The sequence below is a fragment of the Bacillus mesophilum genome, from assembly GCF_008923265.1.
Lineage (GTDB): Bacteria > Bacillota > Bacilli > Bacillales > Cytobacillaceae > Cytobacillus > Cytobacillus mesophilum.
In genome coordinates this window covers 150,082-173,676 of the sequence record NZ_WBOT01000004.1, presented here as the reverse complement: position 1 = coordinate 173,676, position 23,595 = coordinate 150,082, and the positions used below count along the sequence as shown (strand labels likewise).

The window sequence follows — 23,595 nt, the reverse complement described above, 5'->3', positions numbered from 1 at the left end:
CACATTGAAATAGCAGCCAAAAATAAATAAAAATGGCTGAATGCTTTATTTCTTGCGGTATAATCATTAAAATATGGATAACTACTTAAATAGAAAGGCTGATCCGAGTTTGGAACATAATTCAAATTTTATTCGAACCATTATAAAAGGAGACCTTGAATCCGGGAAACACAATAAAGTGATTACCCGCTTCCCTCCTGAGCCTAATGGCTACCTGCATATCGGTCATGCAAAATCAATTATTATTAATTTTGGATTGGCAGATGACTTTAACGGAAGAACAAATTTGCGTTTTGATGATACTAATCCGCTGAAAGAAGATCAGGAATATGTCGACGCTATTCAAGAAGATGTCAAATGGCTTGGCTATGATTGGGACGACCTCCGCTATGCATCTGACTACTTTGATGAAATGTATCAGCGCGCCGTTTTATTAATTAATAAAGGCAAAGCGTATGTAGATGACTTAAACCAAGAGCAAATTCGCGAATACCGCGGCACTTTGACAGAGCCTGGAAAAGAAAGCCCATATCGAAATCGTTCGGTCGAAGAAAACTTATCATTATTTGAGCGCATGAAAAACGGAGAGTTTCAAAATGGAGATAAAGTGCTTCGCGCGAAAATTGATATGACTTCACCTAACTTAAACATGCGAGATCCTGTCATTTATCGGATTTCACATGCTACCCATCATAACACAGGCGATCAATGGTGCATCTATCCGATGTATGCTTTTGCACATCCCTTGGAGGATGCCATTGAAGATGTCACACACTCGCTTTGTACAACAGAATTTGAGGATCAGCGTCCATTGTATAATTGGGTGGTACAAGAATGTGAAATGGAAAGCCAGCCGCAGCAAATTGAATTTGGCCGTTTAAACTTAACCAACACGGTCATGAGTAAACGGAAGTTAAAGCTTCTTGTAGATGAAGGCATCACAGATGGCTGGGATGATCCCCGTATGCCAACGATCTCCGGCTTAAGAAGAAAAGGCTTTACTCCTGAAGCTATTCGAGAGTTTGTAAAAGAAACAGGCGTATCTAAAGGCAGCGGAGCAGTTGATGAGGCAATGCTAGAGCATTATGTGCGTGAGGATTTAAAATTAAAATCTCCTCGTACGATGGGAGTCCTTCGTCCATTGAAGGTTGTGATTACAAACTACCCTGAAGGCGAAAGTGAAATGCTTGAAGCGGAAATCAATCCTGAAAATCCGGAAATGGGCATGCGCCAAGTTCCATTTTCACGAGAAATATATATTGAGCAGGATGACTTTATGGAGGATCCTCCGAAAAAGTACTTCCGTCTCTTCCCTGGCAATGAAGTGCGCTTAAAGCACGCATATTTTATTAAATGCCATGATGTCATTAAAGATGACGAGGGGAATGTCGTTGAAATCCATTGCACATATGATCCTGAAACAAAAAGCGGAACTGGCTTTACTGGCCGTAAAGTAAAAGGAACAATTCACTGGGTTGATGCAAACAGTGCGATCCCTGCAGAATTCCGTTTGTACGAGCCGCTTGTTCTCGACGAAGTGATGAAAGCAGCTGAAGAAGAAGGCGAAGATAAAACTTTCATTGATTATATTAATCCAAATTCAATCGAGATTATTAAAGGTTATATTGAACCAAATATGGAAAATGTTCAGCCACAAGACAAATTCCAATTCTTCCGCCATGGCTATTTCAATGTTGATCCAAAACACTCTGCACCAGGAAACATTGTGTTTAACAGAATTGTTTCACTTAAGAGTTCTTTTAAGTTAAAATAATCGCCCTGAAATAAAAAAGAAGGTAACGCTCTGCTACTGCTGAGGGGTTACCTTCTTTTTTATATTTTCAAAAGCAGTATGGAGAAAATTCAGTGCAGCCGCTAATGGATGAAATTATCTTATGACCAGCCATAATTCCTTTTATCCCAGTCCTTTTTCGGCAGTCCTGAGACAAAAGGGTTGCCTTTTACATAATATCGAAGCAGCGCCGATGTCCATATTCCTTTATTTGGGATACCAATGCGAGGAGACTCAGCAATTTCCAATGGTGTTTTTTTATCTGCCTCATGAATAAATAATTCGCAATCCCCGATGTTCTGACCGTCTATTGCTTTTGTGATCTCCATTGCTTTTGTTAGTTTCCCAGGACCATTGCTGACCTGTACCCCTATATGACTTCTATTTCTCTCCATGTGTTCTATTCCTTCTGCCGGTTCAATCGATCTTATTAAAACAGCCTGAGGATCTTCTTCTTCCTTTGTCACAATGTTTAACATATGATGAGTATGCATGGTGTATATGTAGATCGTACCGCCTATTTGGAACATAGAGGTTACTTTTGGCGTACGCCTTCCGCCAAAGGTGTGGCATGCCTCATCAGCAACACCCACATAGGCTTCAGTTTCAGTAATATAACCGCTATAAACCTTTGTTCCAATTCTATGAATAAGTTTTTTGCCAAGCAGCTGCTTGGCCACTTCTTCTGTGGAACTATTTACATAATCAATCATAGAATCCACCTTTCGTAACCCTTTTTTAACTTAGTATTCCTTTTTTATCTTTTGTTTAAGCTATTTACGGTTAGATTCGCAGTATTCGGTCGGTTAAAAATGAAGAAAGAATCCTTTTTTTCATTCATTCGGACAGTTTCCAATCAAAATTTATGAATTTCCTATCAAACTATTTCTGTTTCCTATCAAACTTGCTCGATTTCCTATCAAATTTTCCGGTTTTCCTATTAAACTTCATCCTTTTCCTATCAAATGCCTTTTTTGACTATTCAAAAGGTCACTTCCTCTCTGATATTAAATTAAAAAACGGATGCGATCAAATCGCACCCGTCTAACTTAGTTATTCATAAAACGCTCTGGAAAATCACTCATTATAACTTCAACTCCAGCTTCAAGAAGCGGATTTTGTTCGTGCGGATCATTAACCGTGTATACCCGCAATGGAAAACCTTTTTCTATTGCCTGCTGACCAAATGAAGAGAGAGCAAACTCCGGCTGACAATGGATTGCGTTCGCTCCGATTCTTTTGGCCGTCTCCACCGCATTCTCTGGAATCCCTATAATTAAGTAACCTATTTCAATCGTTTTCTGAAGTGAGCGAACCTTCTTTAAGCTTTCTGAATTAAAAGAAGAAATGATGACCCGATCTTCCAATTTATACTGCTGTATTAAATCGAGAACCTTTTCTTCCATTCCTTCATAGCGCAGCTGATCATTTTTCAGCTCAATATTAATGCTTAAATCATTCCCTGGCATAACTGCCCACTCAAAAACGTTTTTTAAGGTTGGAATGGATGAGCCCTCAAATTTTGATGAAAACCAGCTTCCTGCATCAAACCTTTTTAACTGATCGTATGAAAAGTCTTTAATATAGCCGATTCCATCAGTTGTTCGATCAATCTGCTCATCATGTATAACGGCAAGCTCACCATCTTTTGTGAGCTGGACATCCAATTCTATCCCTGCAGCCCCTGATCGCAACGCAGCTTCAAAAGCCTCCATTGTATTTTCTGGATAATCACCACTTACACCACGATGGGCAAAAATAGAAGCTTGCTTAGTCACATGAATCTCCTCCCTGTCATCGGCCTGATTGTATTTCTTTATTGCATCTGTATTTATGTTATTAGCGAAAGCCTTATTAATTCCCGCTTTTTTTGGCAGCTGCCTCCAAAGCCTGATTGGTTTCTTCCACAGCACGGTCAAGTGCTTCCTTAGGATCCACCCCTTGATATAAACTCTCCATAGCACTTACAACCTTTTGACGAGCTTCTGGGAATACTGATATTAAAGCACCTTGTGTAGCTGTAGATGGTTTCGTATCTTTCAGCTGATCAACAGTTACTTTTAATTGCGGATACTTTTCCCACTCTTCCTGAACGATGTCCTCTTCATATGCCGCTGGGTTAATTGCAAAGTAACCTGACTGCAAATGCCACTCAGCCTGTACTTCTGGAGTTGTTACATATTTCATAAATTCCCATGCAGCCTGCTGTTTTTCCTCTTCAATATCGCTTGTCATCCAAAGAGATGCGCCGCCAATAATAACCCCTTGACGCTTAGCTTCGTCTGGTACGGGCAAGTAAGAAGCGCCAACTTCAAATGGAGAGTTATCGACCATTGCTCTAATACCCGCTGACGAATCAATATACATGGCAATTTTTCCGGATTGGAAAGCAGCACGCATATCATCCCAAACTTGTCCTGTATTGTAGAAAGTACCCTCATTATACATGTCACTGATTAATTCAAAAACCTTTAAGCCTTCTTCACTGTTAAATACCGCTTCTGTTGCATTTCCAGCACGTCCGTTATCTTCATTTACAAACAAACCGCCTTGCGCAGCCAGAAGCTCTTCAAAGAACCAGCCATAATTCAAGATAGAGAAACCGACCTGATCGCCATTCGTTAATTTCTTTGCTGCATCCTTTAACTCATCATATGTAGCTGGAGCCTTTTCTGGGTCAAGTCCAGCTTCCTTAAAAGCATCTTTGTTATAAACCAGCACCGGTGTTGATGAGTTAAATGGCATCGAATATTGTACGCCATCTACTGCATAATAGTTTGTAATATTTTCTTCCCATTGAGAGGTATCATAGCCTTCTTCATCGATGAACTTTTGTACTGGCTGTATTTTACCAGAGTCTATCATATATTTTGTTCCTACTTCAAAAGTCTGCATAATGGTTGGTGCATCCTCTGTACCCGCAACAGTATTAAACTTTGTGATTGCTTCTTCGTATGTGCCCTGGAAAACAGGTTTTACTTCAATTTCTTCTTGAGAAGCATTAAAATCATCTGCTATTTTCTGAACAGCGCCTTCTAGTTCACCGCTCATAGCATGCCAGAATACAACCTCTGTTTTTTCTTCAGATCCAGCTTCCGTCTCCGTCTCACCCTCTGCTTCTGCTTCATTGCCAGCAGATTCACCAGAACATGCAGAAATCACCATAGAAACTGCCAATAAAAGCATAAATAACCATCTTTTTTTCATCTTAAAAACTCCTATCTTATTAGTTTTATATAAAAAAACTGATTACTTTAAAGCTCCCTTTGTTAACCCTTCCTGCAATCTTTTTTGTCCAAGGAATAAAAGCAATAATGTCGGTAAAATTACCATAACTACACCAGCCATCACCACCCCCCATTCTGTTGAAATTTCTTGAGATTGCATTTGCTTCAGGCCAATTTGGACGGTGCGCACTTGCTCGTCGTTTGTAACAAGCAATGGCCACAAATACATATTCCATGCAGTTAAGAAGCAATACATCCCAAGCGTCACCAAGCTTGTCTTAGAGACAGGCATTACAACTGAACGAAAGAAACGGAAATTGCTGATCCCCGCAACCTGCGAGGCTTCATATAACTCTTTTGGAATCGTTTTAAACTGCTGTCTCAGCAGAAATGTTCCAAATGCCATTGCAAAGAATGGAACCGTCAGGCCTGTGTAGCTATTGAGCCAGCCGAGCATCTGAACTGTCTGAAAGTTAGGTACCATCGTTGCTTCCCAAGGAATCATCATGGTTGAAATAAAGATAAAAAATAAAACGTTTCTCCCTTTAAAGGGAATGAACACGAAGGCAAAGGCTGCTAAACTAGAAAAAATCACCTGACCCAGCATGATAAGAAATGAAACAATCAGGCTATTAAACAAGTATGTTAACAGCGGCACTTTCTCAAATGCGTTAATATAATTGGCAAATGTAAATTCTTCTGGCCATAGATTCCCTTGCAGCACTTCTCCGCCTTGCATAAAGCTAATTAAGAAGGCATAGATAATCGGGAAAAACATAATGGCCGCAGCGATGAAAAGCAAAGCATAGGTGAAAATCTTTTGGCCCCAGCTCATTGGTAATGCACCTTCCTCTCACCTAGCTTAAATTGGATTAGAGTGACAATCAGAATACCGAAAAAGAGCAAAACTGCCTGGGCACTTGCAGAGCCAACATTGTAATTAATAAAAGCATCCTTATAAATCGCATACACAATGACATTGGTCGTTTCCATCGGTCCGCCCTTCGTTAAAATATCAATCTGTCCAAACGTTTGAAAAGCGTTAATCATTGATACTGTAATAACGAAAAACAATGTGGGTGAAAGCATTGGCAACGTTATTTTTCTCAATGAATAAAACCGGCTGACACCTGCTATTTTCGCACTTTCATAAAGCTGGCTATCAATATTCTGCAATCCGCCCAGCAGAATCATAAAGGTGAAGCCGGTATTCATCCAGATTGTTGCAATGGAAACGGAAATTAACGCCCAGCCAGGATCAAGCAGCCATTGAATTTCTGACAAGCCCGCCCAGGTAAGAAAACGGTTTGCGATCCCAATGGCCGGATTATACATAAACATCCAAATAACAGAAGATGCGGCCACACTCATTCCCATTGTCGATGAAAAAATAGTCCTAAAAAAACCAATGCCCCGCAGCTTTTCATTTGCTAACAAAGCCAATGCTAACGCTAATATAATTCCTGGCGGCACGGTATAGAGCACAAACAACAAAGTAGCTTTCATACTTGTCATAAAACTTGATGAGGAAAACAATTGTACAAAATGATCGAAACCAGCAAATGAAAGTGGAACACCTTGAGCATCTGAATAAAAAAAGCTCAAGTACAAAGTCTTCATTAATGGATAAAATAAAAAAACCGTAAATAACAAAATGGAAGGCAACAAATAGAGAAGCCCTTCTAAAAGCGATGCAAATCTCCTCGAATTCCCCAGCCATCTCTGCTTCACAAATGACTGTGTTTCCTGCTGTACCTGCGGAAGACTCATAATACAACCTCCAGCACATTTTTGGAGTGAGTTTCCTCCAAACGTTCTCCTGTAACCGCATCAAATAATTCGATTTTGTTTGGATCAACAGAAACCTGGAGAATTTCACCTATTTCAGCGCTCCATTGACCGGGCCACTTAGCAATCCACTGTTTATTTCCTTCTAATTCAAAAGATACTAGTGTCTCCGTTCCAAGGACTTCAACATTGACCACTTTAACATCTGCAGCAGGAAGCATCTCATTGGCAGGCAGTATGGCTTCTGGTCTTACACCTAAAATGACTTCTCCATCTTGATAACCATCGACCATTATGTCCCACTTGTTTGCGATCTGCAGCTTGCCTTCATTCACATGTGCAGCAGTTAAGTTCATTGGCGGTGAGCCAATAAAAGACGCAACAAATGTATTTTGCGGGTTATTATAAATATCGAGGGGCTTTCCAACTTGCTGTACCTCGCCATGGTTTAAGATCATCATCCGATCAGCCATTGTCATAGCCTCTGTCTGATCATGGGTAACATAAATCATGGTAATGCCGAGCTTCCGCTGAATTTGCCGAATTTCTGAACGCATTCTCGCACGGAGCTTTGCATCTAAGTTCGAAAGCGGCTCGTCCATCAGACAAATAGGAGCATGTGTGACAATGGCTCTTGCCAAGGCAACACGCTGCCTTTGTCCGCCTGATAATTCCTTCGGTTTGCGCTTTAAATAGTCAGATATCCCTAGCATCTCTGCTGCTTCCTTACAGCGTTTGATCTGTTCTGATTTGGCTATTTTCTTTACATGTAAGCCGAACATAATATTCTGCTCTACTGTCAAATGCGGAAATAGAGCATAGTTTTGAAAGACCATGGATAAATCTCTTTCATTTGGACGCAGTCTATTTGCTGTTTCTGAACCAATGATCAGCTCTCCTTCCGACACCTCTTCAAGACCGGCAATGATACGCAGCATTGTACTTTTCCCACAGCCCGAAGGTCCAACTAATACAAAAAATTCTCCAGGCTCGATTGCTGCATTGATCCCTTTCAGCACTTCAGGATTTTGACCATAGGACTTTCGAATATGCTTTAGCTGCACTGCTTTCATGAAAGCACCACCTTTTCCTCCGATTTATAAACCCTCCATAACTGCTGTTTCCCTGTAGAGGCTGCCATCGCCCCGCCTTCTATTGCATCTTGAATTTGGCTTCTATAATGTATAAGCCCGCCAGTAATAATAGGGATATCTGTTTCTTCCTTTATATCTTTCACAATCCCAGGAAGAAGCCCTGGCATAAGTTCCAATGCATCTGGCTTGATCTCTCTACTTACTTTTAAACCGTTTTCAACTGCTTCCGAATCAATGAGGAACAATCTTTGAATGGCAACCAAACCTTCTTGTTTGGCTATTTTAATCAGTGATGGTTTAGTTGCTACAATTCCAGTCGGTTTAATGAATTTTGAAATAAAGCGCAGGCCTTCCTTATCCTGACTAATGCCCGGGATCTTTTCTAAATGGAGAAAAACGAGTCTGTTGTGATATTTAAGCAAGTCAACATACCTTTTAATGACACTGATATTTCCCATTAACAAAAATGCAGTATGGATATCACGAGTTAAGAAGTAATCCAATGATTTTGGATCCTTGATAGCCGCGATCACCCGCTCTTCTTTCATGTTTTTCAGAAATTGCTGTTGCTGATCCGTCATATTAATCCTCCCAGCCATTTAGTTTCGGTAGGATAGACCTTACACTTTTAAAAAAAGCCATAAAAACATATGGAGGGATCAAGATCATCTCCATGTTTTTATGGCTTCTCATATTCATAACCGGTCTATTCACTTGTCATTCACAAGGCTCATTCTATCCTGTTATTGTGAAGAGCGTGTTAAAAAAATAGTATATTTTTGTAAATTCAAAATCATTCCCCTTGTGATTTCCATCATTTATAAATTTACCTTATAATAATAGTAAGATTATATGAATCTCAGAATGTTCAAAACTTACATATGAAGACAAAGGGGAGAATGATGAATGGGTGTTCGTCTAAGGAAAGGGCAAAAAGTAGATCTTACGAAATCAAATCCAGGCTTACAAGTGGTTGTCGCAGGCCTGGGCTGGGATGTAAGCGGCGGTCCGGCAAACTATGACCTGGATGCTTCCGCCTTCCTGACCAATGGTGCCGGCAAAGTACATAGTGATCTCGATTTTGTCTTTTATAATAATCCTAATGGAGGCAATGGTTCTGTTATATACACTGGTGATAATAGGACTGGTGCCGGCCATCAGGATGATGAGCAAATTAAAATTGATCTGAATCAAGTACCGGCATCAATTGAAAAAATTTCATTTTCGATTACGATTCACGACGCCCAAATGAAGGGGCAAAATTTTGGACAAATTCAAAACGCATATGTACGCATTTTTAATGCTTTTACAAATGAAGAATTGCTCCGCTTTGATCTTGGCCGGGAATTCACTGTGGAAACAGCAATCGTAGCGGCGGAGTTATACCGTCATAACGGAGAATGGAAGTTTAATGCAACTGGAGCAGGCTTCCAAGGAGGACTTGCTGCGCTGTGCCGCAATTTCGGCATTGCTGTAGACGACGAGCCTGCACCTGCACAGCCACAAGGAGGTAATTTTCAGCCTTCCTTCCAGGCTCCGCCAGTACAGCCATCTTATCAGCAGCCTACCTATCAGCAAAACACATATAGCCAGCAGCCATCCTACCAGAATCAAAGTCAGCCAGCTTTTGGTCAGCCTAACTATAACAGCAGCACTTCGTACAATCAGGCGTCCTACTCACAGCCTGGATACGGATCAGCAACACAGCCGACACACCAACTTCAGTCTTCATCCAATTATGGTGATAATGTCAACTGTACCCGGTGCGGTTCCACAAATGTAAGGACTGGTGAGAAAGGGTTCGGCCTTGGAAAAGCAGCGATTGGCGGACTGATATTAGGGCCAATTGGACTGCTGGGCGGTTTTATCGGGAAAAACCAGCTGAAATTCTCCTGCAATCAGTGCGGAAATAATTGGTCTCCCAATCAAACGGATTATGCACAATGGGCGAACGATCAAAAGAATAAAGCACAAGCTTTATTTGCCCGTTATAAAAGTCAGGATGTTCTTGATGCGGTTGTTGCCTCCTGTGCGCTTGTCGGCATGGCAGATGGCCGCTTAGATCCAAGTGAACGTCAAAAAATGATGGAATTTATTCACCAAAGCCAAGAGCTGAGAGTTTTTGAGACCAATAAGGTCGTTCAGCAATTCAATATGTTCGTGCAAAAAATTGAAATGGATCCGATTATCGGCCGTGCAGAGGCATTTAAAGCGGTTGGCCGTGTCCGTTCAAAACCGGAAATAGCCCGTTTAGTTGCCCGCTACTGTATCGCGATCGGCTATGCAGACGGCCACTTTGATCCAAATGAAAAACAGGCTGTCACTGAAATTTGCATGGAACTTGGCTTAAATCCGCATGAATTTCTTTCGTAAGATATGTGAGGTTAATTTCGATAAATTAATAGTATGACTCAGCTATAAAAAAACATGATTTATCTTATTTAAGGCTCTGCTTTTGCTGAGCCTTTTTTGCATCTCCTCTTTCTGATGAATAGTTCTTCTGCATTGAGGGTAAACTCTCTTAAATGATATGTGGCAAAGGAGCTGAGTTAAATGCATGAAAATTCTTCAACTGAACGATATATGCCTGTCACCTCTTCAACAAGCGGAATGATCCAAAATGCTGCAGATGGTGTATATGCTTTTACCGTTCAGATTGTTAATGTTTGTTTTGTTGTAACAAATACAGCTGCAGGAGAATGGGTATTAGTAGATGCCGGCATGCCTAAATCAGAAGAAAAAATTATGGAAGCTGCAGAGGAGCTTTTTGGAAAAGGCGCAAAACCAAAGGCAATTATTCTAACACATGGACATTTTGATCATGTAGGAGCCATTATAGACCTTGTAGAGAAATGGAATGTGCCTGTATTTGCACACGAATTGGAAATCCCCTACTTAACAGGACAGAAAAATTATCCTGAGCCAGATCCTTCAGTAGAAGGTGGTTTAATTGCAAAAATGTCTCCCTTATTTCCGCATGAAGGCATAGATCTTGGCGCCCATGTTCAACCACTGCCAGCTGATGGTACTGTTCCTGCAATGCCGGAATGGAAATGGATTCATACCCCAGGACATACACCAGGACATATTTCCCTTTTTAGAGAGAATGATAAAATTCTAATCGCTGGAGACGCATTTGTAACAGTTAAACAAGAATCACTTTACAAAGTTTTGACGCAGGAACAGGAGATAAGCGGACCTCCTAAATACTTAACAACTGACTGGAACGCTGCTCGTTCTTCTGTACAAACACTGCAGAAACTGGATCCTTATGTTGCCATTACAGGTCACGGCATTCCAATGGCGGCAGCTGAACTGGAAGAAAACTTGCTGATGCTCGTTCAAAACTTTGACTCAATCGCCATTCCGGAGCATGGGAAATATGTAGATGAATAACAAAATTGCTGCTGGGACTTAAGTATTCAACACGACCATAGAACAGGATGATTAGGAAGTGACTTTTTCTAATCATCCTGTTTTTTATAATTTATCTTTCTAAACATGAGTGAAATGGAGCGGAGGACACTCGACTCCTGTGGGCAATAGAGGTAAAGGTGAGACCCCGCAGGAGCCTGCGACGAGGATGCTCAGCTTGTGATCCCACGAAAAAACAGGGTCCGCAGCGCAATGCAACGGGCTTGTTTAAACAGCCAAAACTATGACATTTGTATATTTGAAATCTTATTATTGTTTTGTCCAGCCACATTTTAATACCGAAAAAAGTTTATCTTTATTCAAAAAAGGAACAGTAATACAAACATCATTGTTAGGAGAGGTTCCTTTATGTTTTTAGATGGATTTATAAACCAGAAGGTCCAAGTGAAATTTAAGAACTTGCCTGACTATTTAACAGGACCTGTCACAGGTATTTATGAACCAGATGAATGGTACTTAGTCAAACTTGTGAAAACAGAGAGCATGGGGATTTGGGTTGAAAATCCTTGTTACAAACGTACAAAGATCAAAGAAGAAGATGGAACAGATATACCAAAAGAAAAGCAAAAAGAAGAGGAATGCACAACAAACCTATTAATCCGCTGGGAATATGTTAGTTCAGTCATTACCTTTCCAAATGATGCTTCCTTAGGAGCAGATAAGCAGGCAAGGTTAATAGGATTTGAAATAAAGTAGGTGTTCGTTCAAGTCAAACGGAAAATAATTTTCCGTTTTTTCTTTTGTACTTTTCTCCTCCCCTTCTGTGAACCTTACTGAAGACCATTGCCTTAAAACTTTGAATTTTTGTTCATCTCGAAAGTTTGCTATGATTATAAAAAAAGCACAGGAGGTTTTTCAATGACGAAAAGAAAAATGATCATTACACATTCTATACATGAATCATACATCCAAGACATACAGGAAGCTGTACCTGACTGGGAAATAATCGTTGGAAAAGATCCTCATATTTGGCAGGAACATTTACAAGACGCTGAAATAATTGCAGGCTGGAAAAAGGGGATTGCAGAATTACTGGAGGGTGACAATCTTAAGCTCAAGTGGATACAATCCTGGAGCGCTGGCGTTAATTACATGCCTCTCTCTGTCCTTTCTTCCCAAAATATTAAACTGACAAGTGCTGCTGGCGTGCACGCGTATCCTATTTCTGAAACAATTTTTGCCCTTATGCTTGCTCTCACTCGAAAAATTGATCAGTATGTGAAAAATCAGCAGCAAAAAAAATGGCATCATGCTGATATTAACCTTGAAATCCATGGGAAAACAATTGGTATTTTTGGATTTGGAGCAATCGGAAAGGAAACAGCCAAGATTGCGAAAGCATTCGGCATGCATGTCATTGGCGTCCGTTTTAGCGGCAAATCAGATCCGTATGCAGATGAAATGTATACTGCTGAAGAATTAGATGAAATTCTGCCCAAATGTGACTACATAGCCGTTACTTTGCCTCTTACCGACGAGACAAAACACCTTTTTGGTGCTAAGCAATTCTCGCTGATGAAACCTTCATCCTTCTTTATTAATATTGGGCGTGGAGAAATTGCTGACGAACAGGCCCTCATCGAAGCACTAAGGGATAAGAAAATTGCTGGAGCTGGCCTGGATGTATTTGAAAAGGAACCTTTAGACGAAAACAGCCTCTTATGGGAGCTGGATAATGTCATTATTACACCGCATACAGCCGGCTCAACGGAACATTATGATCAGCGCCTAATTAGGGATATTTTCCTTCCAAATTTAAAGCAATACCTTGCTGGCGAGGATCCGCCTATTAACTTAGTTGACTATAAAAAAGGCTATTAAACCATTTTATCTTATAATAAAAAACGAGATTCCCGCATAGGGTATCTCGTTTTTTGGCTTCTACATCGTTTGTGTCTTATGCTTTCGCTTAGAAAGGATCTGTTCTAAAGCTCCTGATCCAAAGAGCACGCCGCTGACAATTAAAACTAGCCCCAGGAGGTGAGATATTGTAATCACTTCACCTAAAAATAAAGCAGATCCTGCAAGCGCAAAGAAAGTATTTAAGTTTAAGAAAATGGATGCTTCCGCTGCCCCAACCCTGCTGATCGCCGAATTATACACCATATGGCCAACACCGGTAGCAAGAATGGCAGAAATAAAGAATAATAGCCAAACATATCCTGGAGCAGAGGAAATTTCAGAGAGTCCTCTTGGCTCGACAATCAGACTGATGACAAATAAAATAATGGCTCCCCATACCAGCATATATCCTGTCAAAAGACGGGCATCCATTGTCTTTGATGCCTTGCTTATTAATATAAAACTGAGCGCCTGAGCTAAAATAGACAGAAACACATAGAAGTCACCGATTGATAAACTGGAGATTCCTTCACCGCCTGACAGAACAATAAATGTTACGCCAGTGCCTCCAAGCAAAAATCCGCACAATTGGATAAAGGTAGGACGATTTTTCAATATAACCGTTGAAAATATAGCCGTCAATAATGGACCTGCTCCTAAAATAAGACCTCCATTAGTAGCAGAAGTTTCTGTTAAACCGATCGATAAAAAAGCATGATGGGCGACAACATTTAACAGACCAGCAAACAGTATGTAGACCAATTCTTTTCCACTTGGGCCTCTCAGTTTTTTTAACAGAAACAAAATCAAAAACACAGTAATGCCTGCTGTTAAAATCCTTAATGACGTAATTGTAATTGGCGAAAAGCTGCCGACCAATACTTTTATAATGGAAACGTTAAATCCCCATATCGCCATCACACCTGTAAGCAGCAAAAACGTTGACAAGTTCTTCAACTATAATCCTTCTCTCCTATAAATTTACTTCTTATCTTAACATAGTGCAGAACCAGATGAGCAATCTAATTTTCAATGGAAACCCGTTGCTGTACAGAACAGATAGATGTATTGTAAAAGAAATACTAGAAACGGAGTTTTAACATGATACAGTTACAGTTTCAATTATCAAATTACTGTGTTAAAAAGGAAAATCAGCACATACACTTGCTGCGCAAAGAATTTTACTTATTACAGTTTTTATATGATCATGCCAATCAGCCTTTTACAAGAGAACAGCTGCTAGATGCTGTATGGCCGATGGAAATGCCTTCTGACAGGACGGTGGATGATCATATCTATCGCCTGCGAAAAAAACTAAAGCCTTGGGAAAATGATCTGAAAATCGAAACGATAAAAGGCTTTGGCTACCAGCTCAATTGTAAAAAAACTGAAAAGACCTTTGCTTTAAGTAATGATGAGGACTTTCAAATGTTATCTCAGCGGCTGCTAAGTTTATATCACTTATACGGACATGGAGAAGCAATTGAAAAAATCATTCAGCAATCAGAACTGGGAATTGCCATCCCATCACATTTTCATAAAATTATTGCATTTATGAAGGGCGACTTTTGGAGCCTTATTGATGATCATTTAAACATAGACGATAACCTTTATTTTCTTATCAATATATTTCAAACATTATCCCATGATTACCAAAGAACACTGCATTATAATACAACTGCTATTCAAAAAAATATGTTCTTAGGCAGCACCATGCTTGAAGCAAAAACGCTTGGCATGCTAACTGCTTATATCCTGAACAAAGACTTTACAGCAGCCAAACACCATATAGAAAATATTCCTGAGATTGAACCAAAGATTAAGGATCCAGAACACGGGTATTTTCCTTTTCTCATGACATTGCAATTAACGATCGCTATTTGTGAAGATAACAAAAAAGATATTAAGAGATTGATTTCTATCCTCAATCGTTTTTTTGAGGATCGGCCGTATAAAAGAGAAATGGGTATTTATAACATTCTGGAGGGCAGCTATCTTATTAAATCAGGACATATAGAGAAGGGCCGTTTAAAAGTCGAAAATGGATTTGACATTATTAAGCAGAGTCATTTCACCTCACATCTTTACTATGCAACAGATATTTCGCTTTTCCTTCTTAATAATTTCGTGGATGATCCAACACTCTATAAACAAATTTTGTCCATGCGTTCTATGCTTATTCCAGAGCAGCAGGCAGAAGAAGCTGTTGCAGTCTTAAAAGAAATTCTTGATAAAAAAATCGGAGAACGATGATATTCCTCTGACATACCGCCTCTATAGTTGAGATAGAAATCTTAATGAGAAAAGGTGATAGGATGTCAGAAAAAAACAAAACAAATAACAGTATATGGCGCAATTCGATTTTCATGAGAATTTTCGCTTCTTATTCCGTATCCATTATGGGCAACTACTTTGATTCGGTAGCACTTATGATCATGTTTGGCTATCTTTGGCAGGCGGAACCAATTGTAATCGCATTTATTCCTGTCGCGGTTGCCTTGCCTCAGGCTATATTAAGCCAATTTACAGGTGTCCTTGCGGATAAAATGAACAAAGTGAAACTCATGCTTGTTTCTGATTTATTAACAGCATTGCTGACCCTTTTATTGTTATGGGCTGCCAATCCATGGATTGCCTTACTTTTAATCAGCTTGCGCTCTACCGTTAACGTCGTTCACTTTCCAGCACAGCAAAGCCTGATAAAGCATGTTGTCCCAGAACAGCAGCTGCTTAAAGCTGTATCTTTAAACGGGATGGTTATGCAGCTTTCTAAGATTATCGCTCCACTTCTGGGCGGAATATTGGCTGGCGCTACCTCCCCGCAGGTTTGTATTCTTTTAAACGCAATTGCCTTTTTTATCTCAAGCGTCATTTTAATGACACTTGTAAAAAACAAGAAAATTTCTCATACATCTGCAGACCGTAATGAGACAGATGATGCTTCCGCACTTCCGGCTTCCTTCTGGCAGTCTTGGAAGGAAGGATGGGGATTTATTTTTAGCAGCCGCATTCTCAAAGTCAGCTTTTTACTATCCTTTATCGGACTAAGCTTTATCCAAATGATTGATGTCCAGTTCACCACCTGGCTCAGGGTTTACGCACCGGAACGGCCAGAGCTTATCGGCTGGATTTTCGCTTCTTCGGGTTTTGGCGCATTGATGATGATGATGTTTTTAAATCGGTTCGAGCATTTCCGTTCCTATGGAACCCTTCTTGGCGGCAGTATCTTATTTATCGGAGCTGGATTTGGCGGATTTGGTTTCTTAACAGAAAATTTTGCCATGTGGCTGCCTGTATTATTAGGTATTTTTATCGGTCTCGGTGTCGGTCTCTACTCCATCGGGTTTCAGTACATTATTCAAAAACATACGACGGAAAAGAGCATTGGCCGGGTATCTGGCATCAGCAACTCCATATCAAGCATGACCGTGGTGATTGCGCCGTTAATTGGGGGCATGCTCGTGCAGAAATGGGGACCTGGAGATATTTTCTTAACTATAGGGATTATTTGTACACTTATAGGAATTGCTTCGATCCTTTTACAAAAGATTTTATGGAAAGAATCAAAGGCAGTTAATAGTAGACTAGAACAAGAGCAGGGTATCTAGCCTGCTCTTGTTCTTGTGAATAGAAAAAACGGTAATAAGAGAAATAATAACAACCCTTTTTCTAAAAAATTGAAACCAAAGCTGCTTTATCTTTGTCTAACAGTTGTTAAGGAAGGAGGCCGGTGATGGAAAAAAGCGAAAAAGACAAATTATTAATTACAGCCATGGACGACTATGGCCATTACTTAGTTCGCCTCGCTTATGTTTTTGTAAAGGACGAAACTAAAGCAGAAGACATTGTTCAAGAAGTTTTCCTCCGATATTATTTGAAGCTCGAAGTCTTTGAAGGCAGGTCAAGCGTAAAAACCTATTTGTATCGGATGACCGTAAATGAGTGCCGAAATTATTTTAAGAGCTGGTCGTACAGAAAGTTGGAATTTTCAAATTGGGCAGGCTCTTTACTGATTCATCAGAATACACCTGAATCACAATACGTAAAACTTGAAGAAGAAAAAGCTTTGGCTTCCTTACTTGACAGGCTCCCCCTTAAATATAAGGAAGTTATCTGGCTTCATTACTATGCAGAATTCTCGATAGCGGAAATCGCCGGTATCTTAAATTGCTCTATAAACACGGTTAAAACGAGACTAGCGCGCGGCAGAAAAAAAGCAAAGCTCGCTCTGACTGAGGAGGAGTTCAAGCATGACGAAGAATATTAAGGAACGCTTAGATCATATTGTGCCAGACCATATTACCCTAACACATAGCAAAAAGAGCAAGATCCTAGCTGAAGCAGGTCACCATATAAACCACAAGCGGGGGGAAGCAAAAAGATCAATTATTCCTGTTTTAAGCGTCCTATTCATCATAATAGTTACAGGTATTTCGGCTGCCGCATTCATTCAGCAGCACGAGCAAGAATCTGCATTGCAAGCAGTTCTTAATAAGGACTTAAAAGCAGTTACGATCCCCGGAATCGATTACTCACAGCTAATTACTTCTCAATATATAGACGATACAAATGAGTTAGTATATATAAATGATGACGAAATATATGCCTACTCGACTGAAAATCAAGAAATTCAAAGACTGGTTGCTAGTAATGAAAATGCTCAAATTAATAATTTTACAGCAAATCAAAATTGGCTTATATGGGAAGATATTCACTCAAATACGCTGCATGTTCTTAATCGGCATACACAAGAACAGGATGTTTATCATCATTCATCAGCAAGTATTCAGCTAGCCGATGATTATCTGATAACCAACAGATTCGATTCATTTCCTGGTTATTCAATCATTCATTTACCAACAAAAGAGACTAAAAACGTTCACAGACAAACTGGTTTAGGTGCAAACAGCATGGCAGGTATATTAGGTGAATATCTCGTCATTCCAGAAAGATTTCAAGAAGGCAGCAGTAAATTAACCAGATTCTTTTTATATAATATAAAAAGCGGAAAACTGCTTGAGGAATATACACTACCTTATGAACAAGCTGAAAATATCACAATAACTGAAGAGAAGATATACGCTCAACTTTCCAATTCAGATGAGCCATACATTCTAGGGTACATTGATCTAGAAAGTGGCAAGTACCACAAGTTGGATGTACCCGCCTTTGATGCATATGCCGTTCATCATAATTATTTAGCATTAAGCATTCCAGATAAAAAAGGCTCTAATACTGTAGAATTATTTAAACTTGAAGAGAAGTCCACAAAGCCCATTCGAGCGTTTGCTGATATAGAAGAAAGGCTGGTTAAACCTCGGTTTACAGGTAACGGTACATTGGTTGTTAACAGTGAATCCACTTACTTTTCAATGTATTTATTGGATGTAAATAACTTGAATGAAAAATGAGGAGCCCCATCTGCTCCTCATTTCAGCTTTTAAAGTACAATAATAAATTACCCCTTCAGTACATCATGATCTACATAGCGCTCACCGTTTAGTTCGCTAATTACGTTAATTGCCACTTTTGCTCCATCCCCAGCAGTCACAATGGTATGTACACTGACACCAGCAACTGTCCCAGCAGCCCAAATGCCTCTAACATTTGTTTTCCCAGCTTCATCTGTATCAATGATGGTTTTTACACGCGGCTCTGTACCTTCCTTTGTTGTGACGCCTGCTTCCGCTGCCAAATCGGCCATAAAGCCTGTTGCAAGTATGATATGCTTTGCCTCATATAAAGCTTGATCTGTTTTAACAACGAATCCAGAATCTCCGCCTTTAATAGACTCAACGGTTCCCTGAACAAACTCCGCACCAAACTTTTCTGCCTGCTTCTTCCCCTGCTGTACAAGATCTGGTCCGGAGATTTCAGATACACCGTAATGATTTTCAACCCAGGCACGCTTTGTAACACCTTTATCATTGTCAATCACAAGTACCTTTTTTCCTGCTTTCGCTGCAAAAATGGCTGCACTTGCACCAGATGGACCAGCACCAACAATCAAAATTTCATACATTGTATCTCCTCCTTATCTTCTATATTTAAAGAATATTAAAAATAATTTTCTTTGTAAAATTGAAAGACTTAACCAGAAGCTATATTTTGCTCATTCAAAGAAATTTGTTCACAGAAAAATCAAGATTACCCGCTATCTCGCAAAACCGGTCTTTATAACACGAAGAGGGCGAGCTTCACTTATTAACGAAGCTCGCCTTCTTTTAATTCTCATCTCGTTTTATTGTGTTAATCAGTTTTTCAAGCCAATGGATGCTGGACTCATTTAGAGATGAAATATAGCTGCTCATAAAATCAACGAACCATTCATTTTCTTTGCTAACCTGCAGCTGTTCTTCAATTCCTTTAATTTCGTCCCAATGCCCTTTAACCTTTTCTAATCTATTTTTGAGAATGTTTACGACTTCATCTCGCTCAACATATTTTAAATTGACTAAGCCTACCGTCATGCCTTTAATATCATCTGCGTTTTTAAATAGACTGTAAATTAATTTAGGCAGCTCTTCACGGCCTTTAGCTGTAATTGAAAATACTTGCTTATCAGGACGATTTTCTTCTTTGATGATCTCAACAGTCTCAATTAAACCTTTCTTGGCTAAAGAATCAAAATGGTAATATAGCTTACTCTCAGTTAGTCCGCCTAGCTGATCTAGGGGAATAGGTTCTGAGAGCTGTTTTTTTAATTTATATGGATAAGTGTTTTCTTTCATTAGCTTGCTCAAAATAAAAATTTGAACGGACATGATTTTTGCTCCTTCAAGAAAAATGATCTCTTTATTATAGCAAAAACTAAGCAGTGACTTCAGTTGTATTCTTTAATCCTTCTGTTTCAAGGGTATCTTCTGTGTTTTCAACAGGCTCTGTTTTATGAACGAATGCAACTATTAGAATGTTCAGCAGCAATGCAGCTGCGCCAATAGCAGCCATTAACCAAATAAATGGTGCAGGGCTGATGCTTCCATAAAGGCTCGCAAAGTATGCCTGTACAGAATAATACATTGGCGAAATGTGGCTCATCCATTCATATGGCAGATACATCATATCACGAGTAACCGTAACCCCATTTGCTAAGGTTTGAATTAATAAAATCGGTAAGTTTAATACCATTCCGGCTTCACCAACTAAAAAGACGAAAACAGCTGTAAAGTTAAAACAAACGATATAATTTAAGACCTGATGTCCAAATAATTCTAAGAATAGATCCCCACTAGGTTTATTAATGAGGTACGTAATGCCTAACGCAAATAAAGATGATACAACAGCAACCAATATAGCCGTTAATTGTACATAAGTGAATAAACGTTTCTTACTTGCTTTTCCCCGGCTTGCTCTATAGGCACTTACTAATTGCATGGCACCAATCATAGCACCGGTATAACCTGCCATTGTTAAAAACATTGGAAGCATATTATGATGCATTCCATCTGGCACTTCATTGATTGTGATGACATTGCCAACATAAGCTGTTTCAATTTTATTCGCTAATTGTTCCGCTTGATCTTCCGGCACATTGAAATTCATGATGACTCCCTTGGCCGTCTGCTCTGAGAACTGTGCACTCAGCTGGCTGTTAATCTGTGTAACCACCGAATTCATCGTAGAAGAAACAGTTGTTGCACCAGCTTCATTGATTGTGAAATCAATACTGGATGAAACTTCTCCTTTTTGGAGATCATCAGAAAAGTTTTTAGGAATATGCACAACTAATGCTAAATCATTATGCTCTAAATCATTTAATGCTTGTTTATTCGTTAATTCCGTTTCAATTTCCTTAAAAGGCAGATTCTCTTTCAGCTGATCCGCGATCGTGGCCCCATAATCCCCAGCATCCTCATTAATGATCGCAATTGGCAATTGATCAACATTCCCCGGAATCGATGAGTAGCCCGGCAAAAATATTCCCAGCATAGCAACCGCATAGAATACACCCATAAAGATAGTTGCAATTGCCCCTTTTGTTTTTAGAAACTGAGTAAATTTCATTTTTCTATCTCCTTTATATCACAAATCTAATTAACAACTTTTTTCAAAGTGTTTTTTTCAAACTACTTTAAACAAAGTACTTATGAAGTTTACTCCAATCACTTTACGAAGTCAATATTCGAATTGTAGTTTTTGCATAAAAAAAACGCTAAGCAAACGAAATCATCTGTTTGCTTAGCGAGTTTTTGTTTCAATCTGTTATTAAAAGGAAAACATAAGATTAAGGATGGCTCTCAAACTAGCGAGTTTAGTCTTCATCCTTAATATCTATATCTTCTGGAATCGGTTCATTTAATATCTCTTCAATTAGTTGCTTATACTTTTCCACTTGCTTGAAGTGTGATTGAAATTGATCTTCATTAATTAAATACTCTTGTCCATCATAGAGAGCACGAATCTTATTGTCCAGGATTAGCTTTTTTACTTGAGATTCTGAGCAAGTCAATCGTTCTGCTGTTTCCTTAACGGTTAAATACATGATTTACATCCATCCTTCATTCATCGTTTCCATTTCCTGCGACTAGCTAAAAATAGGTACTTCATTTAAAATGAACTAGGTACAAAGATTCATCTTTTGAATACTAACTCATATTATACTAAAAATAAGACAATAAAGCGGTCGGACTTAAACATTTTCCTAATATAACTTTACTCTGAATGTTACTAAAAGGAAAATATTATAAAGCTAACATTCATATTTCGGCACGTACGCAAAAAGGAGCAAAGCTAAAAGCATGAATAAAAAAAAGATTATCGGTTTGTATTGCATAGCTGGCTTGATATGGATATTTGGCACGAATTATATATTGGAGCAATTTGAGCCTTCTCCTTTTCTGCAGTTTATTACCAGCAGTAAAGAAGTTTTATATATTGTTCTGACAGGATTACTATTTTATTATTTCATCAAAAAAACAGAAGAGCTCAATAAATCACGTGAAGAGGAACAGCGACTTTCTACGCTAATTAATTCCATGGTTGACTTCGTAAACTTTAAAGATGGACAAGGCAGATGGATTGAAGCAAATGAATTCGGATTGAAGCTCTTTGACTTAGAAGATGTCGATTATAAAGGAAAAAAGGATTCTGAACTTGCACAATACACGGAGTTTTACCGTGAAGCCTTAATCTATTGTGAAGTGTCAGATGAGGCTGCCTGGAAGCATGGCACCATCAGCCGCGTCGAAGAAGTCATTCCAATGAAGGATGGCAGCTCAAAAACCTTTGACACCATTAAAGTTCCCCTATTCAATAAAAACGGGAGCCGTCAGGGGCTTGTCATTATCGGGCGTGATATTACCGATCGAATTGCTGTGGAGCAGTTATTAGAAGAAACGAAACAGCAATATAAATCGCTTTTTGAATATAATACAGGCATTATTATGATGACAGATCTAAAAGGTCAAATTACTCAAGTTAACCCGCAATTTATAGAGTCTACTCGGTTTACAGAAAATGAAGTACAGGGAAAAGCCCTCTCGAGTTTTATTGAAGGAGAGCAGCATTCCGCTATCCTTGAAAAAATCAATGAAATGGATGCTGATCCCCTGCCAAAGATAAGTGAACTTGAATTAACGACAAAAAACGGCGAAAAGATTATGCTGGAATGTAACATCCTTCCGATTGTCATTAATGGGAAAACGGCCGGAATGATTGTACAAGGAAAAGATATAACAAAATTGCGGATGACAGAAGAGAAACTTCGCTTATCTGAGAAGCTTTCAGCCGTTGGTGAACTATCTGCCAGTATCGCCCATGAAATCAGGAATCCACTTACTTCACTTAAAGGCTTTGTACAGCTGCTGGAACGCGAAAATGAAAAGCATCATTTTTATTACCGCATTATGCAGGAAGAATTGGACCGAATTAATTACATTGTGAGCGAGCTTCTTTTACTGGCAAAACCGCAGGAAGTAAGATTTGTAAAGGCTGATATGCAAACCATCCTTTTTAATGTGACGTCCCTTTTGAAAACAGAAGCTACTTTGTTTAATGTCTCTATTGATTTAAAAAGAGCAAAGTTCCCTGCCGAAATCGAGTGTGAACCGAATCAGCTGAAGCAGCTGTTTATTAATATTATAAAGAACGCGGTTGAAGCTTCAATCAGCGGCGGAAAAGTAACTGTATCTTTCCATATCGAGCAAAACGAAGCTATTGTATCAATAAAAGACACTGGAATCGGCATAGCTGAGGAAGATTTAAGGAAGCTTGGCGAGCCATTTTACTCATCAAAGGAGACTGGAACAGGATTAGGTTTAACCGTCAGTTATCGTATTGTACAGCTGCATAAAGGAACAATGAGCTTTAACAGCAAAGTTAGTGAAGGGACTGAAGTACTTATTCGCCTCCCTCTGACCCGCTCAGCCCAGTAAAGGCAGATAAATGGAGCTAGTAGATGAGTAAGTTCCCTAGCGTC

The 23,595-nt window shown here is 39.4% G+C and carries 22 protein-coding genes; 10 read left to right on the top strand and 12 right to left on the bottom strand.

The features are described from left to right. Positions 1-109 precede the first annotated feature (109 nt). Complete coding sequence (locus F7732_RS13990; RefSeq protein WP_151574657.1) at positions 110-1,774, top strand: glutamine--tRNA ligase/YqeY domain fusion protein; 1,665 nt, start codon at positions 110-112, stop codon at positions 1,772-1,774. 119 nt (positions 1,775-1,893) lie between these two features. Here F7732_RS13990 and F7732_RS13985 read toward each other — a convergent pair whose 3' ends face one another. The 7 genes from F7732_RS13985 to F7732_RS13955 all read right to left on the bottom strand — a co-directional run bounded on the left by F7732_RS13985 (position 1,894) and on the right by F7732_RS13955 (position 8,482). After that, entirely contained in the window at positions 1,894-2,502 is a 609-nt protein-coding gene (locus tag F7732_RS13985) for a DNA-3-methyladenine glycosylase (RefSeq protein WP_192913039.1), read from the bottom strand. A gap of 339 nt (positions 2,503-2,841) precedes the next feature. Then, positions 2,842-3,570 (bottom strand): glycerophosphodiester phosphodiesterase, encoded by a 729-nt coding sequence (locus F7732_RS13980; protein ID WP_151574655.1) that lies wholly within the window; start codon positions 3,568-3,570, stop codon positions 2,842-2,844. 76 nt (positions 3,571-3,646) lie between these two features. Further along, positions 3,647-4,999: an ABC transporter substrate-binding protein gene (locus F7732_RS13975; protein WP_151574654.1), complete on the bottom strand. Its 1,353-nt coding sequence runs from the start codon at positions 4,997-4,999 to the stop codon at positions 3,647-3,649. Positions 5,000-5,041: 42 nt separating this feature from the next. After that, entirely contained in the window at positions 5,042-5,854 is an 813-nt protein-coding gene (locus F7732_RS13970) for a carbohydrate ABC transporter permease (protein WP_151574653.1), read from the bottom strand. Next, the gene (locus F7732_RS13965) at positions 5,851-6,789 is read right to left on the bottom strand and encodes a carbohydrate ABC transporter permease (protein ID WP_151574652.1); all 939 of its coding nucleotides are present in this window, start codon (positions 6,787-6,789) and stop codon (positions 5,851-5,853) included. Before F7732_RS13965 ends, F7732_RS13970 begins: the two co-directional genes overlap by 4 nt. Then, positions 6,786-7,880, bottom strand: coding sequence for an ABC transporter ATP-binding protein (locus F7732_RS13960; RefSeq protein ID WP_151574651.1), 1,095 nt, complete (start codon positions 7,878-7,880; stop codon positions 6,786-6,788). Before F7732_RS13960 ends, F7732_RS13965 begins: the two co-directional genes overlap by 4 nt. Further along, complete coding sequence (locus tag F7732_RS13955; RefSeq protein WP_151574650.1) at positions 7,877-8,482, bottom strand: glycerol-3-phosphate responsive antiterminator; 606 nt, start codon at positions 8,480-8,482, stop codon at positions 7,877-7,879. Before F7732_RS13955 ends, F7732_RS13960 begins: the two co-directional genes overlap by 4 nt. A 325-nt stretch (positions 8,483-8,807) precedes the next feature. On the opposite strand from F7732_RS13955, the gene F7732_RS23275 reads away from it, so the two are divergent. The 4 genes from F7732_RS23275 (at position 8,808) to F7732_RS13935 (ending at position 13,157) form a co-directional block, all read left to right on the top strand. Then, on the top strand, positions 8,808-10,274 hold the full coding sequence (locus F7732_RS23275; protein ID WP_151574649.1) for a TerD family protein: 1,467 nt from the start codon (positions 8,808-8,810) through the stop codon (positions 10,272-10,274). A 180-nt stretch (positions 10,275-10,454) separates the two neighbouring features. Beyond that, a complete protein-coding gene (locus F7732_RS13945) occupies positions 10,455-11,297 on the top strand; it encodes an MBL fold metallo-hydrolase (RefSeq protein ID WP_151574648.1) in 843 nt (280 codons plus the stop codon). A 387-nt stretch (positions 11,298-11,684) separates the two neighbouring features. Continuing rightward, entirely contained in the window at positions 11,685-12,032 is a 348-nt protein-coding gene (locus F7732_RS13940) for a hypothetical protein (protein WP_066450021.1), read from the top strand. A gap of 162 nt (positions 12,033-12,194) precedes the next feature. After that, positions 12,195-13,157 carry a D-2-hydroxyacid dehydrogenase gene (locus F7732_RS13935; protein ID WP_151574647.1) on the top strand — a complete coding sequence of 321 codons (963 nt, stop codon included), beginning with the start codon at positions 12,195-12,197 and terminating at the stop codon, positions 13,155-13,157. A 60-nt stretch (positions 13,158-13,217) separates the two neighbouring features. On the opposite strand, the gene F7732_RS13930 is transcribed toward F7732_RS13935, so the two are convergent. Then, positions 13,218-14,135, bottom strand: coding sequence for a DMT family transporter (locus F7732_RS13930; RefSeq protein WP_240056627.1), 918 nt, complete (start codon positions 14,133-14,135; stop codon positions 13,218-13,220). Between the two features lie 144 nt (positions 14,136-14,279). Here F7732_RS13930 and F7732_RS13925 point away from each other — a divergent pair, with 144 nt between their 5' ends. The 4 genes from F7732_RS13925 to F7732_RS13910 all read left to right on the top strand — a co-directional run bounded on the left by F7732_RS13925 (position 14,280) and on the right by F7732_RS13910 (position 18,589). Next, complete coding sequence (locus F7732_RS13925; RefSeq protein ID WP_151574646.1) at positions 14,280-15,431, top strand: winged helix-turn-helix domain-containing protein; 1,152 nt, start codon at positions 14,280-14,282, stop codon at positions 15,429-15,431. A 62-nt stretch (positions 15,432-15,493) separates the two neighbouring features. Next, positions 15,494-16,786 (top strand): MFS transporter, encoded by a 1,293-nt coding sequence (locus F7732_RS13920; RefSeq protein ID WP_161598884.1) that lies wholly within the window; start codon positions 15,494-15,496, stop codon positions 16,784-16,786. A 125-nt stretch (positions 16,787-16,911) separates the two neighbouring features. Next, positions 16,912-17,445, top strand: coding sequence for a sigma-70 family RNA polymerase sigma factor (locus tag F7732_RS13915; RefSeq protein WP_151574644.1), 534 nt, complete (start codon positions 16,912-16,914; stop codon positions 17,443-17,445). After that, the gene (locus tag F7732_RS13910; protein ID WP_151574643.1) at positions 17,429-18,589 is read left to right on the top strand and encodes a hypothetical protein; all 1,161 of its coding nucleotides are present in this window, start codon (positions 17,429-17,431) and stop codon (positions 18,587-18,589) included. The genes F7732_RS13915 and F7732_RS13910 overlap by 17 nt, the downstream gene beginning before the upstream one ends. Before the next feature lie 47 nt (positions 18,590-18,636). Here the strand turns inward: F7732_RS13910 and F7732_RS13905 are convergent, their stop codons facing one another. The 4 genes from F7732_RS13905 to F7732_RS13890 form a co-directional block, all read right to left on the bottom strand. Then, a complete protein-coding gene (locus F7732_RS13905) occupies positions 18,637-19,200 on the bottom strand; it encodes an FAD-dependent oxidoreductase (protein WP_151574642.1) in 564 nt (187 codons plus the stop codon). Between the two features lie 202 nt (positions 19,201-19,402). Next, entirely contained in the window at positions 19,403-19,942 is a 540-nt protein-coding gene (locus tag F7732_RS13900) for a PadR family transcriptional regulator (RefSeq protein ID WP_151574641.1), read from the bottom strand. Between the two features lie 46 nt (positions 19,943-19,988). After that, positions 19,989-21,182 (bottom strand): YhgE/Pip domain-containing protein, encoded by a 1,194-nt coding sequence (locus tag F7732_RS13895; protein ID WP_151574640.1) that lies wholly within the window; start codon positions 21,180-21,182, stop codon positions 19,989-19,991. A gap of 247 nt (positions 21,183-21,429) precedes the next feature. Continuing rightward, positions 21,430-21,660: an excisionase family DNA-binding protein gene (locus tag F7732_RS13890; protein WP_151574639.1), complete on the bottom strand. Its 231-nt coding sequence runs from the start codon at positions 21,658-21,660 to the stop codon at positions 21,430-21,432. A gap of 256 nt (positions 21,661-21,916) precedes the next feature. Between F7732_RS13890 and F7732_RS13885 the strand changes: the two genes are divergently transcribed. After that, positions 21,917-23,551, top strand: coding sequence for a PAS domain S-box protein (locus F7732_RS13885; RefSeq protein WP_151574638.1), 1,635 nt, complete (start codon positions 21,917-21,919; stop codon positions 23,549-23,551). Positions 23,552-23,595 lie beyond the last annotated feature (44 nt).